This window comes from Streptococcus sp., from assembly GCF_019414905.1.
Taxonomy (GTDB): Bacteria; Bacillota; Bacilli; order Lactobacillales; family Streptococcaceae; genus Streptococcus.
In genome coordinates this window covers 1,109-14,697 of record NZ_DXLC01000193.1, presented here as the reverse complement: position 1 = coordinate 14,697, position 13,589 = coordinate 1,109, and the positions used below count along the sequence as shown (strand labels likewise).

Annotated in this window: 14 protein-coding genes; 3 read left to right on the top strand and 11 right to left on the bottom strand. The window is 42.9% G+C overall.

Annotated elements, in window-relative coordinates:
• Positions 1 to 121: 121 nt before the first annotated feature.
• Positions 122 to 670, bottom strand: a complete 549-nt coding sequence (locus tag QZ359_RS05860) for a CvpA family protein (protein ID WP_293963970.1) — start codon at positions 668 to 670, stop codon at positions 122 to 124.
• Positions 667 to 969 (bottom strand): cell division protein ZapA, encoded by a 303-nt coding sequence (gene zapA, locus QZ359_RS05855; protein ID WP_000002019.1) that lies wholly within the window; start codon positions 967 to 969, stop codon positions 667 to 669. The genes QZ359_RS05860 and zapA overlap by 4 nt, the downstream gene beginning before the upstream one ends.
• 86 nt (positions 970 to 1,055) lie before the next feature.
• Here zapA and rnhC point away from each other — a divergent pair, with 86 nt between their 5' ends.
• From rnhC to QZ359_RS05840, 3 genes are all read left to right on the top strand, one after another.
• Positions 1,056 to 1,937 (top strand): ribonuclease HIII, encoded by an 882-nt coding sequence (rnhC, locus tag QZ359_RS05850; protein WP_261219289.1) that lies wholly within the window; start codon positions 1,056 to 1,058, stop codon positions 1,935 to 1,937.
• A gap of 3 nt (positions 1,938 to 1,940) precedes the next feature.
• Complete coding sequence (lepB, locus tag QZ359_RS05845; protein ID WP_004245100.1) at positions 1,941 to 2,555, top strand: signal peptidase I; 615 nt, start codon at positions 1,941 to 1,943, stop codon at positions 2,553 to 2,555.
• Between the two features lie 108 nt (positions 2,556 to 2,663).
• Positions 2,664 to 5,030 (top strand): ATP-dependent RecD-like DNA helicase, encoded by a 2,367-nt coding sequence (locus QZ359_RS05840; RefSeq protein WP_261219288.1) that lies wholly within the window; start codon positions 2,664 to 2,666, stop codon positions 5,028 to 5,030.
• Positions 5,031 to 5,225: 195 nt separating this feature from the next.
• Here the strand turns inward: QZ359_RS05840 and tig are convergent, their stop codons facing one another.
• From tig to mvk, 9 genes are all read right to left on the bottom strand, one after another.
• Positions 5,226 to 6,509 (bottom strand): trigger factor, encoded by a 1,284-nt coding sequence (gene tig, locus QZ359_RS05835; protein WP_293963969.1) that lies wholly within the window; start codon positions 6,507 to 6,509, stop codon positions 5,226 to 5,228.
• A gap of 83 nt (positions 6,510 to 6,592) precedes the next feature.
• Positions 6,593 to 7,258: a DNA alkylation repair protein gene (locus tag QZ359_RS05830; RefSeq protein WP_293963968.1), complete on the bottom strand. Its 666-nt coding sequence runs from the start codon at positions 7,256 to 7,258 to the stop codon at positions 6,593 to 6,595.
• Entirely contained in the window at positions 7,259 to 7,891 is a 633-nt protein-coding gene (locus tag QZ359_RS05825; protein ID WP_293963967.1) for a response regulator transcription factor, read from the bottom strand.
• A gap of 13 nt (positions 7,892 to 7,904) precedes the next feature.
• Positions 7,905 to 8,900, bottom strand: a complete 996-nt coding sequence (locus QZ359_RS05820) for a sensor histidine kinase (RefSeq protein WP_293963966.1) — start codon at positions 8,898 to 8,900, stop codon at positions 7,905 to 7,907.
• Positions 8,897 to 9,595 carry a cell wall-active antibiotics response protein LiaF gene (gene liaF / locus QZ359_RS05815; RefSeq protein ID WP_173268195.1) on the bottom strand — a complete coding sequence of 233 codons (699 nt, stop codon included), beginning with the start codon at positions 9,593 to 9,595 and terminating at the stop codon, positions 8,897 to 8,899. The genes QZ359_RS05820 and liaF overlap by 4 nt, the downstream gene beginning before the upstream one ends.
• 76 nt (positions 9,596 to 9,671) lie before the next feature.
• A complete protein-coding gene (gene fni / locus QZ359_RS05810) occupies positions 9,672 to 10,682 on the bottom strand; it encodes a type 2 isopentenyl-diphosphate Delta-isomerase (protein WP_293963965.1) in 1,011 nt (336 codons plus the stop codon).
• Positions 10,666 to 11,673, bottom strand: a complete 1,008-nt coding sequence (locus QZ359_RS05805; protein ID WP_293963964.1) for a phosphomevalonate kinase — start codon at positions 11,671 to 11,673, stop codon at positions 10,666 to 10,668. The genes fni and QZ359_RS05805 overlap by 17 nt, the downstream gene beginning before the upstream one ends.
• Complete coding sequence (gene mvaD / locus QZ359_RS05800) at positions 11,660 to 12,613, bottom strand: diphosphomevalonate decarboxylase (protein WP_293963963.1); 954 nt, start codon at positions 12,611 to 12,613, stop codon at positions 11,660 to 11,662. Before mvaD ends, QZ359_RS05805 begins: the two co-directional genes overlap by 14 nt.
• Positions 12,595 to 13,473 carry a mevalonate kinase gene (gene mvk, locus QZ359_RS05795; RefSeq protein ID WP_293963962.1) on the bottom strand — a complete coding sequence of 293 codons (879 nt, stop codon included), beginning with the start codon at positions 13,471 to 13,473 and terminating at the stop codon, positions 12,595 to 12,597. Before mvk ends, mvaD begins: the two co-directional genes overlap by 19 nt.
• Positions 13,474 to 13,589: the final 116 nt, after the last annotated feature.

Sequence of the window (13,589 nt, the reverse complement as noted above, 5' to 3'; positions counted from 1 at the left end):
TTTGAGGTTGCAGATGGAAGCTGACGTGGTTTGAAGAGATTTTCGAAGAGTATTAGCTTTTTACATTCTGATAGATTCTAGTCAATCTGTAAACAAAGGGCTAGGAAAACTCCTGCCCTTTTTATCCGATTAAATTTGTCACCCAGATTTGTTTGAGCCAACTGGTTGTTACTGGTATGCTCTGGATGATGTGTTTTGCGACGATACTCTTTTCAAGAGGATTTTGTATAGCTGCCATGGGGATGGTCGCCAAGATGGTCAAAGCCATTTGCAAGACAAATAAGGTCACCAACATGGACAAAATGCCTGCTGAAACTTGGAACAACTTGCCACCCAGTTTTTTACTAGGAAGTAAGTGTAACAAGAGACCAAGCAAACGACCGATGCTATAGACAATCCCAAATACAAGCAAGTAGCCGATCCCTGCATAAAAGACCTTATCCAACTGAAAGAGTTGATCCGATGGGAAAAAGAAAGTTCCCTGACCTTCCTGCGGATTTGCATAAGGGAGCAACAAATGAAATTGCTCTCCCAGCACCTTATAAAACTGGCCAGCCACAAAAGCAGATGCCATGGCTGAAATCAGGTAATAAACCTGTAAGAGCAGGCCTCTCCGATAGCCGATATAAAATCCCCAAGCCAAGACCAATAGAAGAAGGAGTGAAATCATAAGGAATCCTCAATCTTGCTCTGTTCTTGCTTGCAAGTCACAAGCTTGTGACGGAGTTCTTCTAATTCTTGCTCCTTATCATCAAATTCAATCTCACGACTGAGTTGAGTTGACAAACAGTTAACTGCCAACAAAAGAGCGATTGTTTCATCGTCTGCACTAGGCATTTGTTCTTTAATTGCTTGGTATTTTTCTGTAGCAACCTTGGCGATTTCCTCCATAAAAAGGTTATCATGTTCGCTTGTCAAGGTTAATGATTTTTTCCCGAATGTAAATTTGAATCGATTTAGATTTGCCATAAAATTCACCTCACGATATTATACCAAAATTCGCTAATTTTGTCAGTTTTTACAAATTTGCCTGCTTTTGTGGTACAATAGAAACTATGGCAAGTATAACACTCACACCAAGTGAAAAGGAGATTCAGGCTTTTCTTGAACACTATCAAACCAGTCTGGCTCCCAGTAAGAATCCCTATATCCGCTACTTTTTGAGACTACCTCAAGCAACGGCTTCTATCTATACTTCTGGAAAGGTCTTGCTTCAGGGTGAAGGGGCTGAGAAATACGCCAGTTTCTTGGGCTATGAGGTTGTAGAAGAATCCAGCGGACAAAATTTCCCTTTGATTGGAACAGATGAGGTTGGAAATGGTTCCTACTTTGGTGGGCTTGCAGTTGTGGCTTCCTTTGTCACACCTGACCAGCATGATTTCTTACGAAAACTCGGTGTGGGAGATTCTAAGACTCTGACCGACCAAAAGATCCGTCAGATTGCCCCTATCCTCAAAGAAAAAATCCAGCACCAGGCACTGCTTCTCTCACCAAGCAAGTACAACGAGGTCATCGGAGAGCGCTACAATGCTGTTTCGGTTAAGGTAGCCCTCCATAATCAGGCTATCTACCTCCTCCTTCAAAAAGGTGTTCAACCTGAGAAAATTGTGATTGATGCCTTTACCAGTGCTAAAAATTATGACAAGTACTTGGCACAAGAGGCCAATCGTTTCAGCAATTCTATCAGCTTAGAAGAAAAGGCTGAGGGTAAATACTTGGCTGTAGCAGTTTCTTCTATCATTGCGCGTGATCTCTTTCTGGAAAATCTTGAAAATCTAGGACGAGAACTGGGTTATCAACTTCCAAGTGGGGCTGGAACGGCTTCTGATAAGGTAGCTAGCCAGATTTTGCAAGCCTATGGTATGCAGGGACTTAACTTCTGCGCCAAACTGCACTTTAAAAATACTGAAAAAGCGAAAAAACGCTTAGAAAGGTAAATTATGAATTCATTTAAAAATTTCCTAAAAGAGTGGGGATTGTTCCTCCTGATTCTGTCATTACTAGCTTTGAGCCGTATCTTTTTTTGGAGTAATGTCCGCGTAGAAGGACATTCCATGGATCCTACCCTAGCGGATGGCGAAATCCTCTTTGTTGTCAAACACCTCCCTATTGACCGTTTTGATATCGTGGTTGCCCATGAGGAAGATGGCAATAAGGACATCGTCAAGCGTGTCATCGGAATGCCTGGTGACACCATCCGTTACGAAAACGATAAACTTTACATCAATGATAAAGAGACGGATGAGCCTTACCTAGCTGACTACATCAAACGCTTCAAGGACGACAAACTCCAAAGCACCTACTCAGGCAAGGGATTTGAAGGAAATAAAGGAACTTTCTTTAGAAGTATCGCTGAAAAAGCTCAAGCCTTCACAGTTGATGTCAACTACAATACCAATTTTAGCTTTACTGTTCCAGAAGGAGAATACCTTCTCCTCGGAGATGACCGCTTGGTTTCGAGCGACAGCCGCCACGTAGGTACCTTCAAAGCAAAAGATATCACAGGGGAAGCTAAATTCCGCTTCTGGCCAATCACCCGTATCGGAACATTTTAAGAGACCTAAGAGGCCGAGAATCAAGAATCTCAGCCTCTTCTTCTATAGTGAGAAGTGATCGTTTATTGAATATAGTAAAAATCTCACCTATTCATGCAAAGGAATTTTATGGAAGTTTATTTTTCAGGAACCATTGAACGGATTATTTTTGAAAATCCCAGCAATTTTTATCGCATCCTCCTCCTAGAAATCGAAGATACGGACGCAGAGGATTTTGATGATTTTGAAATCATTGTCACCGGTACCATGGCTGATGTAATTGAGGGAGAAGACTATACTTTTTGGGGGCAAATTGTCCAGCACTCCAAGTATGGGGAGCAACTGCAAATCAGCCGGTATGAACGCTCAAAACCAACTAGCAAGGGCTTGGTCAAGTACTTTTCAAGTAGCCATTTCAAGGGAATTGGTCTCAAAACAGCTCAGAAAATCGTGGATACCTATGGTGACAATACCATTGACGAAATTCTGCAACACCCCGAAAAGCTAGAAGGCATTGCAGGACTCTCTGCAAAAAATCGCGAGGCATTCGTCTCCACTCTTCGTCTCAACTACGGAACCGAGATGGTTTTAGCCAAACTAGCCAACTACGGCATTCCCAATAAACTAGCCTTTCAGATTCAAGACTTTTACAAGGAAGAAACCCTTGATGTGGTTGAAAATTATCCCTACCAACTGGTTGAGGATATCAAGGGTTTGGGATTTACTATTGCTGACCAACTGGCAGAGGAGTTAGGTATCGAAAGTCAGGCTCCTGAACGCTTCCGCGCCGGTCTAGTACATAGTCTTTTTCAGGCCTGTATGGAAACAGGGGACACCTATGTTGAAGCAAGAGATTTGCTAGAACAAACCCTTACTCTCCTTGAGTCTTCTCGTCCCGTGGAACTGGATCCCAGCCAAGTAGCTCTAGAACTCTCCTACCTCATCGAAGAAGACAAGGTTCAGCAGATTGATACCAAAATTTTTGATAACAGTCTCTTTTTCGCTGAGGAAGGCATCCGCAGTCACTTGGTTCGTATCCTTGAAAAAGGAAAACAGAAGAGCCAAGATTTAGAAACCATTCAAAAACATATCACTACTGTCGAGCAAGAACTGGGAATTGAGTATGATAGCATTCAAAAACAGGCTATCTGTGATGCTATCCAGAACAAGGTCTTTATCCTGACAGGTGGGCCCGGTACTGGTAAGACGACTGTTATCAATGGGATCATCACTGTTTATTCCCTTTTAGAAGGACTCGACCTCAGGAAAAAAAGCAACCTGCCAATTCTTCTTGCCGCTCCAACTGGACGAGCAGCTCGGCGTATGAATGAATTAACAGGTTTGCCTAGCGCGACCATACACCGCCACTTAGGAATGACAGGTGACGACGATACCAGTCATCTGGAAGATTATCTGGATGCTGACTTTATCATTGTTGACGAATTTTCTATGGTCGATACTTGGCTGGCCAATCAACTCTTCTCCAACATCTCTTCTAACAGTAAAATCCTCATCGTGGGCGACAGCGACCAGCTACCTTCTGTCAGTCCTGGCCAAGTTCTAGCTGATCTGCTTCATATCCCTTTGATTCCTCAGACCCGCTTGGAAAAAATCTACCGGCAAAGCGAAGAATCAACCATCGTCACCCTAGCTAGTCAGATTCGACAGGGTATCCTGCCAGCTGACTTTACCCAGAAAAAAGCAGACCGTTCCTACTTTGAAATTGCTAGCGGTCATATTCCTGCCACCATTGAAAAAATCTTAGGCGCTGCCCTCAGAAGCGGCATCCCTGCCCGTGATATCCAAGTTCTGGCTCCCATGTACCGAGGAGCGGCAGGGATTGATGCCATCAACCAGCTCATGCAAGACCTCCTCAATCCACCACAAAAAGACCAGCTCAGTTTTGAAGCTCCCCAGTGCCACTATCGTAAGGGCGATAAGGTCATTCACTTGGTCAACGATGCTGAAATCAATGTCTTTAATGGGGATTTGGGAGCCATCACAGACCTGATTCCTGGTAAATACACCGAATCGAAACAAGACGAGATTGTCATTGATTTTGATGGCAATGAGGTCTCTTACCCACGTAACGAATGGTACAAGATTCGCTTGGCCTATGCCATGAGTATCCATAAGTCTCAGGGAAGTGAGTTCCCTGTTGTCATCCTACCCATTACCAGTGCTAGTAGGCGTATGCTGGAGCGTAATCTCATCTACACAGCCATTACACGCGCCAAAAGCAAGCTTATCTTACTAGGCGAATTACAAGCCTTTGACTATGCTACCCAGCATATCGGAACTGCCCGAAAAACCTATCTGATTGAACGATTCAGCGATTTAATTGAAAATATTGAAGAAAAGCAACAAGCTGTCTCTGAAACTGCCACATCAAGCGCCTCTGAACAATCCTACATCTTAACCGAAGAAAACTGGAACAGCATCCCAGCCATGATTGGGATTACAGACGCAGATCTCAAAGAGATTTTTGGAAAATAATGCACAAGAAAACCCACCAATTCAGGTGGGATTTTTGTTTATTAATACTCAATGAAAATCAAAGAGCAAACTAGGAAGCTAGCCGCAAACTGTACTTGAGTACGGTAAGGCGACTCTGACGTGGTTTGAAGAGATTTTCGGAAAATAGCGCATAAGAAATCCCACCTAAGCAGGTGGGATTTTTATCTATTAAGATTATTTAACTGTTGCTGTGCTTGTGATCAACTCAACAGCTTTTTTGATTGTGATATCATGTTTCAACATATCAGCTGAAAGCAAGCTTTGTACTTGTGCAACTTCCATGTTGTAATCTGCTGCCAATTGCTCAACTTCTTTTTGGATTTCTTCTTCTGAAGCATCAAATCCTTCAGCTTTGGCAACTGCTTCGATAACAAGGTTAGTCTTAGTACGTGACTCAGCTTCTGCTTCGTATTGTTTGTGAAGGTCTTCTTGAGTAGTTCCAGTGATTTGGAAGTACATGTCAGGGTTGATACCTTGACGTTGCAAGTTTCCAAGGAATTCGTTTACTGAACGGTGAACTTCTTCGTGAATCATTTCTTCTGGAAGTTCTACGATTTCAGCGTTTTCTACAGCTTTATCAATTGCTGCACCTTCAACTGCATCTTTGTAAGCTTCTTCTTTAGCAGCAGCCAATTCATTACGGTATTTTTCTTTCAATTCAGCAAGTGTTTCAACTTCTTCATCGATGTCTTTTGCAAGCTCATCGTCAAGAGCTGGAACTTCTTTTGCTTTTACTTCGTGGATAGTTGTCACGAATTTAGCTTCTTTACCTGCAAGGTCTTCTGCTTGGTAGTCTTCTGGGAATGTTACGATAACATCAACAGTTTCACCAGCTGAGTGACCTACCAATTGGTCTTCGAAACCAGGGATGAATTGACCTGAACCAAGTCCAAGTGAGAAGTTTTCACCTTTTCCGCCATCAAATTCAACACCGTCGATAGAACCAACGAAGTCGATGACAACAGTGTCGCCGTTTTCAGCAGCAGCTTCCTTGATAACCAATTCAGCCAAGTTGTTGCGTTCGCGTTCGATACGCTCTTCAACGTCAGCGTCAGTTACTTCTTTTTCTACATCAACTGATACTTCAAGGTTTTTGTAGTCACCCAATTTTACTTCAGGTTTTGTCACGACTTCAGCTGTAATAACCCAGTCTTGACCTTTTTCCATTGAAGTTACATCAATTTTTGGTTGAGCAACCACTTCAAGACCAGCTTCTTTTACAGCTGCTTCATAAGCATTTGGCAAAAGAGCGTTCATAACGTCTTGGTAAAGTGACTCTTCACCAAATTTTTGGTCAAAGATAGGACGTGGAAGGTGACCTTTACGGAAACCTGGAACATTAAGAGATTTCTTCACTGAGTTGAAGACACGGTCCAATTCTGGTTTGATTTGGTCTTGAGAGATAGTGAAAGTCAAGACACCACGGTTTGTTTCTTTGTTTTCAAATGATACAGACATTCTGTCATTTCTCCTTAAAATTTTTTAAATACAGTCTATTATAACATAAATGGGCGACATTTTTCAAGTAATGAATGCGCTTTTCAATGATAGGGGAGGTACTTGCTTGCTTCTTTGATACTAAGGTCAGCCATTCTTTCCTTGTTTTTCTCAATGAAGCCTGCTACCCAAATTGGATTGGTTTTGGAGTAGTCTCTTAGAGCCCAGCCAATGGCTTTATTGATAAAGAATTCTGTTTGGTTCAAATTATGAAGCAGAATCTTTTCCATTAATTGAACATTGGTCTTCTCTTTTCTTAACAACTGGTGGTCAATAGCGACACGTCTCAGCCAGATATTATCTGATAGGCTCCATTTTAAGATTATTTCTTCTAGTTCAGGGTGGTCATACACCAAACTCCCTACTACTCGATCTAGGATATCTACGGTATCCCACCAGGATTTTGTGACGACTAACCGCTCAAGCTTAGGTAAATCGTTCTCCGTTAGATAAGACTGCATTGCTTTCAAATAATTAGCAGCCACATATTGGTATTCTCTAGGCTCCTTTCTCCAGCAAGTATCTACAAAATTCCAGTCGATAATCTTTGTTTTTTTCGCTTTTGGAAAGTATTTTTTATAGAGTGCATTTCTTTCAGGAGCCGCAATACCTAGGAAGAAAAATTGATGGCGCATATAGGCTTCCATGGGCCCTGACTTTTTTGAATCTTTTGCTGCTTCTAGCTCCTCAAGTAAATCTGTTAGACTCATCTAAAACTCCTCATGCCCCACCAAGTGATGCTGAAAGGCATAGACCGCCGCCTGGGTGCGGTCGCTGACTTCAAGTTTGGCAAGAATGTTAGACACGTGGGTCTTAACCGTCTTGAGGGAGATAAAGAGTTCATCTGCAATGCGCTGATTTTCATAACCCTTAGCGATCAGCTGAAGTACATCTCGCTCACGCGCAGTCAATTCCTCGTGAAGCTCCATATGATTGCGGTGGTATTCGACCTTCTTACTGACCTCTTGCTCAATGGCTAACTCCCCAGCAGCCACCTTACGGACAGCATGGAGCAGTTCGTCTGCACTAGAAGTCTTGAGCATATAGCCTTTGGCACCAGCATTCAAGACCGGCATGATTTTTTCATTGTCCAAGTAAGATGTGACAATTAATATCTTGGATTCAGGCCATTCTTTAAGGATAGCTAAGGTCGCGTCAATCCCATTCATCTCAGGCATGACAATATCCATGACAATGACATCTGGACGCAGTTCCAAGGCCAAGTCAATACCTTGAGACCCATTTGCAGCCTCGCCCACAACTTCTACATCGTCTTGGAGGTCAAAGTAGCTTTTCAAGCCCAAGCGGACCATTTCATGGTCATCTACTAGTAAAATTCTCATCTTTACTCCTTTATCATTCCTTATCGAGCAAGGGAATACGAATATCAACTGCCAGCCCTTGCTTGGGAGCTGTTAATAACTGAACCGTACCTGCCATATCTTCAACCCGCTCCTTGATATTACGGAGTCCATAACTCAAGTCATCTAAACTCCCTAACTGGAAACCAATCCCATTGTCCACCACCTTCAGTTGCAATTCAAGATCCGTCTGATGGAGATAGACATCCAGACAAGAGGCCTGGGCATGGCGAAGGGTATTGCTAATCAACTCCTGCAAGATTCGGAAAATATGCTCCTCAATCTTCTTGGGCAATTTCGTCACATTTTGCTTGAAAGCAACCTTGAGATCACTCTTGTCCTCAAGCTCTTTTAAGAGGATTTGAATTCCCTCAACCAGACTCTTCTGCTCCAGTTCAACTGGTCTCAAATGCAAGAGCAAGACCCGCAAGTCCTTCTGGGCTGTTTCAAGGATAGCTGTAACACTCTGCAACTGGGTCTGCATCTTTTCTCTATCCAGTTTCAAAGCCTGCTGACTGACACCTGATAAAATCATGTGAGCCGCAAACAACTCCTGACTGACAGTATCGTGCAAATCCCGAGCAATTCGCTTCCGTTCTTTCTCGATGATTTCCTCTTCTTGAGCAAGACTGTGATTTTCAGCCTTTTGAAGTGCTTCTGTCAAGAGGTTAAGTTTGCCAGATAAGGACTTAAAGCTGGCATCCAAATCTGGATCTGCAACCTGAACCACTTCTTGCCCTGCCAATAAACGCTTGAGATTGGCCTGCATTTTTCTTAGAGAAAGCTCTTCCACACCTCGCCAAAACAGGGCTAAGAGACAGGTCATGGACATGCTGAAAACCAACAACAAAAAGACAAATTTTTCTGTTTTTTCGACATCATGCAGAAAAAGAGACCAGTCAAAATCAAGGATTTCCAGCAAGCTGTGGGAGAGAAATAAGACAAAGAGGAAGGAGGTAATAGCAATGATTATATAAGCTTGTTTTTTCATCCTCTGACCACCTCCACATCCCCAATCATAGTGGTCAAGAGAATCTTGATGCTCTTGTTACTCTTGAGATAGTCTCTTGTTTCCTGATGATAGTGTTCATTGCGGAGGGCTCGCTTGGGATGATTGAAAAAAGTCAAATCCCCATAAAGACAATTAACACTGAGACTGACTTCAACATCTACAGGTACAATGATTTTGGTTGTTCCTACCATCTTTCTGAGGATAATAACATTATCATGATTGGTTAGGATGACCCTCTCCAGATGAATGGTGTCCTTGCCCATAAGACGAAAGAGATTGATATCATCAAACTGGCAAGTCTGGTAGCTTGAAAAATGATGGAGATTCCCAAACCAACGATTTTTCTCCTTCTTAACCGTCACCACCTCTTCAAACACCAAATTTGTCTGCTCTTTTTCCTGATTCATCATCGGATAAAGAAGAAAGAGACTGTATATGACCGCAACAAAAATCGCTAGAATCACAAAGGGATTGAGCATGACGATGAAAAAGAAGAGAATGGTTGCCACCACTAACAGAAGGTTATTGCCCTCTTTACCAGTGTAATAGCGAATCAAAAGTAAAAAGAGGAATAGAATCAGCAGAAAACGTGAAAAATGCTCTGACACCATCAAAATCAGAGCTCCTGTCAAAAGACAGGCTTCGATAAATAAAAAGATTTTAAATTTTCTCATACATGTATCCTCTCCCTTCTATTTTATCACAATTCAAAAAAGTCACCTCGGTCTGAAGATGGAAAAAAGGCGGTAGTTACGCCTTTTTCATCTGATCCTTTGCTTCTTTTAATTTTCCATAAAAAAGATAGTCTACTTTTTGCAGTTCTGCTATGGTGGCACAATTAAGAGCACACATGATCAAGCGTAGATCGTCTTTCCAGTCTTGGACAATGCCAATCACTTCTTCAACTGAATAGGTTTCAACCAATTCCAGAACTGTTCGAGACAGGCCTACAGCCTTGGCCCCAAAAACCAAGCACTTAATCATATCCAGCGGATTCCGAACACCTCCACTAACCAAGAGTTCAACCTTTTCTTTCCAATCTTGGGCATTGAGAAGGGCCTGCATAGTAGACTGTCCCCATTGATTGAGGTAGTCACGTTGACCACTGCGACGGTTTTCGATATAGGCAAAGCTGGTACCACCACGACCTGATAGGTCCACTGTACGAACGCCCAGTTCATAGGCTCTCTCGATGGTCTTCACATCCATTCCAAAGCCCACTTCCTTGAGGACAATAGGAACAGGGATTTGTTTACTATAGTCTGCTAGATTCGATTGCCAGCTTCTGAACTTTCTTTCTCCCTCTGGCATGAGCAATTCCTGCATGACATTGACATGCACCTGCAGGAGAAGAGGATTCATCTCTTCTACAGTCCGAAGTCCCAACTCAACAGGCTTGTCCAATCCAATATTGGTTCCAAGAAGGAGATTTGGATGACTAGCCTTGACAGAAAAAGAGGTATCTGATGGATTTTTGAGGGCCGCACTATAAGAGCCCGTTACAAACAAAATACCACAGGCTTCTGCCACCTGAGCTAGCTTTTGATTGATTTCTCTTCCCTTATCGCTTCCACCCGTCATGGCATTGATATAGAAAGGAAAGTCCCACTTTCGACCAGCAAACTCTGTCGACAGATCGATTTCATCCAGGTCGTAAAGAGGCAAGGAAGAATGAATCAGCTCCACCTCATCAAAGCTATTATAGGAACTTTTCTGCTCAAGGGCATAGCGGATGTGCTCATCCTTACGATTTGTCGTCATATCCCATCCTTTCTTGGTATAAGAGCTCAATCCCCAGATCGGCCCAACGGTTTTTTAGGGTTTCAGTTGATTGCTCATCAAAACTCAAGGCAATACCACAATCACCACCACCAGCGCCGCTACTCTTAGCAACAGCTTGCAAATCTTGACTGGCTTCTTTCAACTGTCTAAGCGAAGTCGTGTAAATATCTACGCTCAAGCCTTCTAAAAGCTGACTGGCTGTTTCCACCTGCTCAATGATTTTTTCAGCTTTTCCTTGCTCCAAGGCTTCTACCAAAGTAGCCACCGTTTCTTTTGAGGAACTTAAAAAATTCTGATTGATATTTTGCTTGATTTGTTGAACCATGTCACTAGATACAGCCACTTCCTTGGTCCATCCCACTAGGAAATCACATTCTAAAGTTGGTTTCACTTGTGAAATTGAAAAGCCCCAATCACGCTCCAGAACAGTCGCCAAGTTTTCTTCTTTTAGCCAAGCAGCCACCTTCTGGCGATCAAATGACTGGTAGAGAACCAAATCCTCTGCCACAATACAGGCAAGGTCTCCCATAGAACCATTGTCTCCGCGCTTGAGCAAGACCGCGCTAGCCAGCTTGAACAAGAGCTCCTGATCCACTGAAAGATTATACAGAGCCAGTAAAGCCTTGACAACCAAGACAACGACGCTGCCACTAGAACCTAAACCAAACTTTTTCCCTTCTCGTTCCATTTTTCCACGAATTTCTAGAGAAAAAGGTTTTAAAGTTTGACCTCGATAAATCAGGAAATCTTCCACTAAAGCAATCGTTTCTTGAATCAAGCTGTAGTCAGGATTTGATGTCAAGTCCACTGCGAAATCAAACATATCCGAATAGATACGATAACTATCTGAAAAAGCAATCTCCCCCTTCATATAGATGGGGATGGCCTTTATCAAAGATAACTGTCCTGGCTCTAAAATAGCATATTCACCTGCCCAATAGAGTTTTCCGCAAGTTTTAACAGCAATCATCTTGGCTCAAATCCTTTGTTTTTGACACAATCAAGCGATAACGTTGACCGAAGATTTCTGATAAATGCTCCAAGTCTTTCTCTTGACAGAGAACTTTGACATTGGGACCAGCATCCATAGTAAAGTAGCAGGCTTCTCCTTGCTCACGAAGTTGACGAACAAAATCCATGGCTTCATAAGATGCATCGGTCAGATAAGAAAAGGCTGGAGACGCAGTTTTTGTCGTAGCGTGCATAGCAAGGGCATTTTTCTCCGTTAACTCCCCAACCTTGGCAAAGTCATTTTCCTTGAGATAAACCAGCATATCCTGATAATCCTTCTCAGACTGACGGACCCAGTCATCAAAGGTCGTCGAGGTTTCCACACAGAGTTTCATCCCGTCACGACTAGAGATTGGTTTTTTCTTGTCCTCCAAGACCAACATAATCATGGCTAGTTTCAAGTCTGTCTCTACAGGGTAAATTTCCCCACTATCCTTATCCCAAGCACCTAGTGGTCCATAAAAACTCCTAGAGGAAGAGCCTGATGCAAACTTAGCCTCCTGTGCCAACTGGCTCCGAGTCAATCCAAGCTGAAAATAAGCATTGCAAGCCTTGACCAAGGCAGACAAACCACTAGAACTTGAGGATAACCCCGCTGCGGTAGGCATATTGTTTTGAGTATCAATTCGAACAAAGCCCTCACCAGCTGGACGATAACGGTCAATAATCTTGCTCATCTTGGCATGCTCGGCCTCGTTTTGTAACTGACCATTGATATAAAAGGTATCAGCAGTCGCATCCGTCGGTAAAGGCGACAAGGTCGTCTCCGTATACATATTTTCCAGAGTCAGAGAAATACTGCTAGTAGCAGGCACCATCTCTTTTTCTTTTTTCTTTCCCCAATATTTGATAATAGCAATATTTGCGTAGGAACGTACTGTTACAGGCTCTCTATCCATGTCTGAACAGCTCCTTTCTCTTCTAATCTTTCTACTAAATCTTGTGCTTGTGTTAAATTGTCTGCCAAGGCTATGATACAGCCTCCAAGCCCACCACCACTCATCTTGGCACCCAGAGCACCATGGCTAAGAGCCGTTTCAACCAAAGAGTCTGCCTCAGGGCTACTAACACCAATTTCTTTTAAATGTAAATGCGCTTGACTGAGGATTTGTCCCAGGCCTTCAGCATCTTTTCGTGAAATCGCTTCTTCTGCCTGCTGGGTCAATTCTCCTAAGGCATGCAAAAACGGTAGGGCATCCTTGCCCTTATTTTGAACTACTTTAATGGCTTCACGAGTATGACCATAAACGCCAGTATCGGCAATCACCAAATAGGCAGATAAATCCATCTCAAGCTCTGTAAATCCTACGTTCTTGATAAAACGTATGGGCTGATCACTGAGACAGGTCTTAGCATCCAAACCACTAGGATTCATATGGGCAATCATCTCAGCTCGATTGACCAAGATTTCTAGTACATAATGAGGCAGTTCTGCCTGATAATAGTCAAATACCGCACGAATGGCCGCTATGCTGATAGCAGCTGACGAACCCATCCCCCGCTTCTCAGGGATAGCCGAGTCAATCTCACAGCGAATGCAGGCTTCTTTGATATCCAAATACTCCAGCGAAGCATAAACTGCCATGGACAAGGTATCCTCTTCATAGAGACGCCAAGGACTCGCTGCAGGAACTACCTTACAAGTCACCTCCACCTCCAAAAGAGGCAGAGAAATGGCAGGATAACCGTAAACGACCGCATGCTCCCCTATTAAAATAATCTTACTATGTGCCTGACCGACACCAACTTTTTTTGTCATATTTTCCTTTTACTAGACGGAAAGACCGTCTCATTTTTCATACAAGTATTGATTCTTTCCTATCTATTTTATTATATTTTCACAAAAAAAGCGATTGTTTCCTTTCACAATCGCTT

What these genes read in the sequence shown, in the direction of transcription:
- fni (WP_293963965.1), bottom strand. Translation starts at nt 10,682, where the DNA reads ATGACGACAAATCGTAAGGATGAGCACATCCGCTATGCCCTTGAGCAG.
- mvk (WP_293963962.1), bottom strand. Translation starts at nt 13,473, where the DNA reads ATGACAAAAAAAGTTGGTGTCGGTCAGGCACATAGTAAGATTATTTTA.
- zapA (WP_000002019.1), bottom strand. Translation starts at nt 969, where the DNA reads ATGGCAAATCTAAATCGATTCAAATTTACATTCGGGAAAAAATCATTA.
- QZ359_RS05840 (WP_261219288.1), top strand. Translation starts at nt 2,664, where the DNA reads ATGGAAGTTTATTTTTCAGGAACCATTGAACGGATTATTTTTGAAAAT.
- mvaD (WP_293963963.1), bottom strand. Translation starts at nt 12,613, where the DNA reads ATGGATAGAGAGCCTGTAACAGTACGTTCCTACGCAAATATTGCTATT.
- liaF (WP_173268195.1), bottom strand. Translation starts at nt 9,595, where the DNA reads ATGAGAAAATTTAAAATCTTTTTATTTATCGAAGCCTGTCTTTTGACA.
- QZ359_RS05825 (WP_293963967.1), bottom strand. Translation starts at nt 7,891, where the DNA reads ATGAGAATTTTACTAGTAGATGACCATGAAATGGTCCGCTTGGGCTTG.
- tig (WP_293963969.1), bottom strand. Translation starts at nt 6,509, where the DNA reads ATGTCTGTATCATTTGAAAACAAAGAAACAAACCGTGGTGTCTTGACT.
- QZ359_RS05830 (WP_293963968.1), bottom strand. Translation starts at nt 7,258, where the DNA reads ATGAGTCTAACAGATTTACTTGAGGAGCTAGAAGCAGCAAAAGATTCA.
- QZ359_RS05805 (WP_293963964.1), bottom strand. Translation starts at nt 11,673, where the DNA reads ATGATTGCTGTTAAAACTTGCGGAAAACTCTATTGGGCAGGTGAATAT.
- rnhC (WP_261219289.1), top strand. Translation starts at nt 1,056, where the DNA reads ATGGCAAGTATAACACTCACACCAAGTGAAAAGGAGATTCAGGCTTTT.
- QZ359_RS05820 (WP_293963966.1), bottom strand. Translation starts at nt 8,900, where the DNA reads ATGAAAAAACAAGCTTATATAATCATTGCTATTACCTCCTTCCTCTTT.
- lepB (WP_004245100.1), top strand. Translation starts at nt 1,941, where the DNA reads ATGAATTCATTTAAAAATTTCCTAAAAGAGTGGGGATTGTTCCTCCTG.
- QZ359_RS05860 (WP_293963970.1), bottom strand. Translation starts at nt 670, where the DNA reads ATGATTTCACTCCTTCTTCTATTGGTCTTGGCTTGGGGATTTTATATC.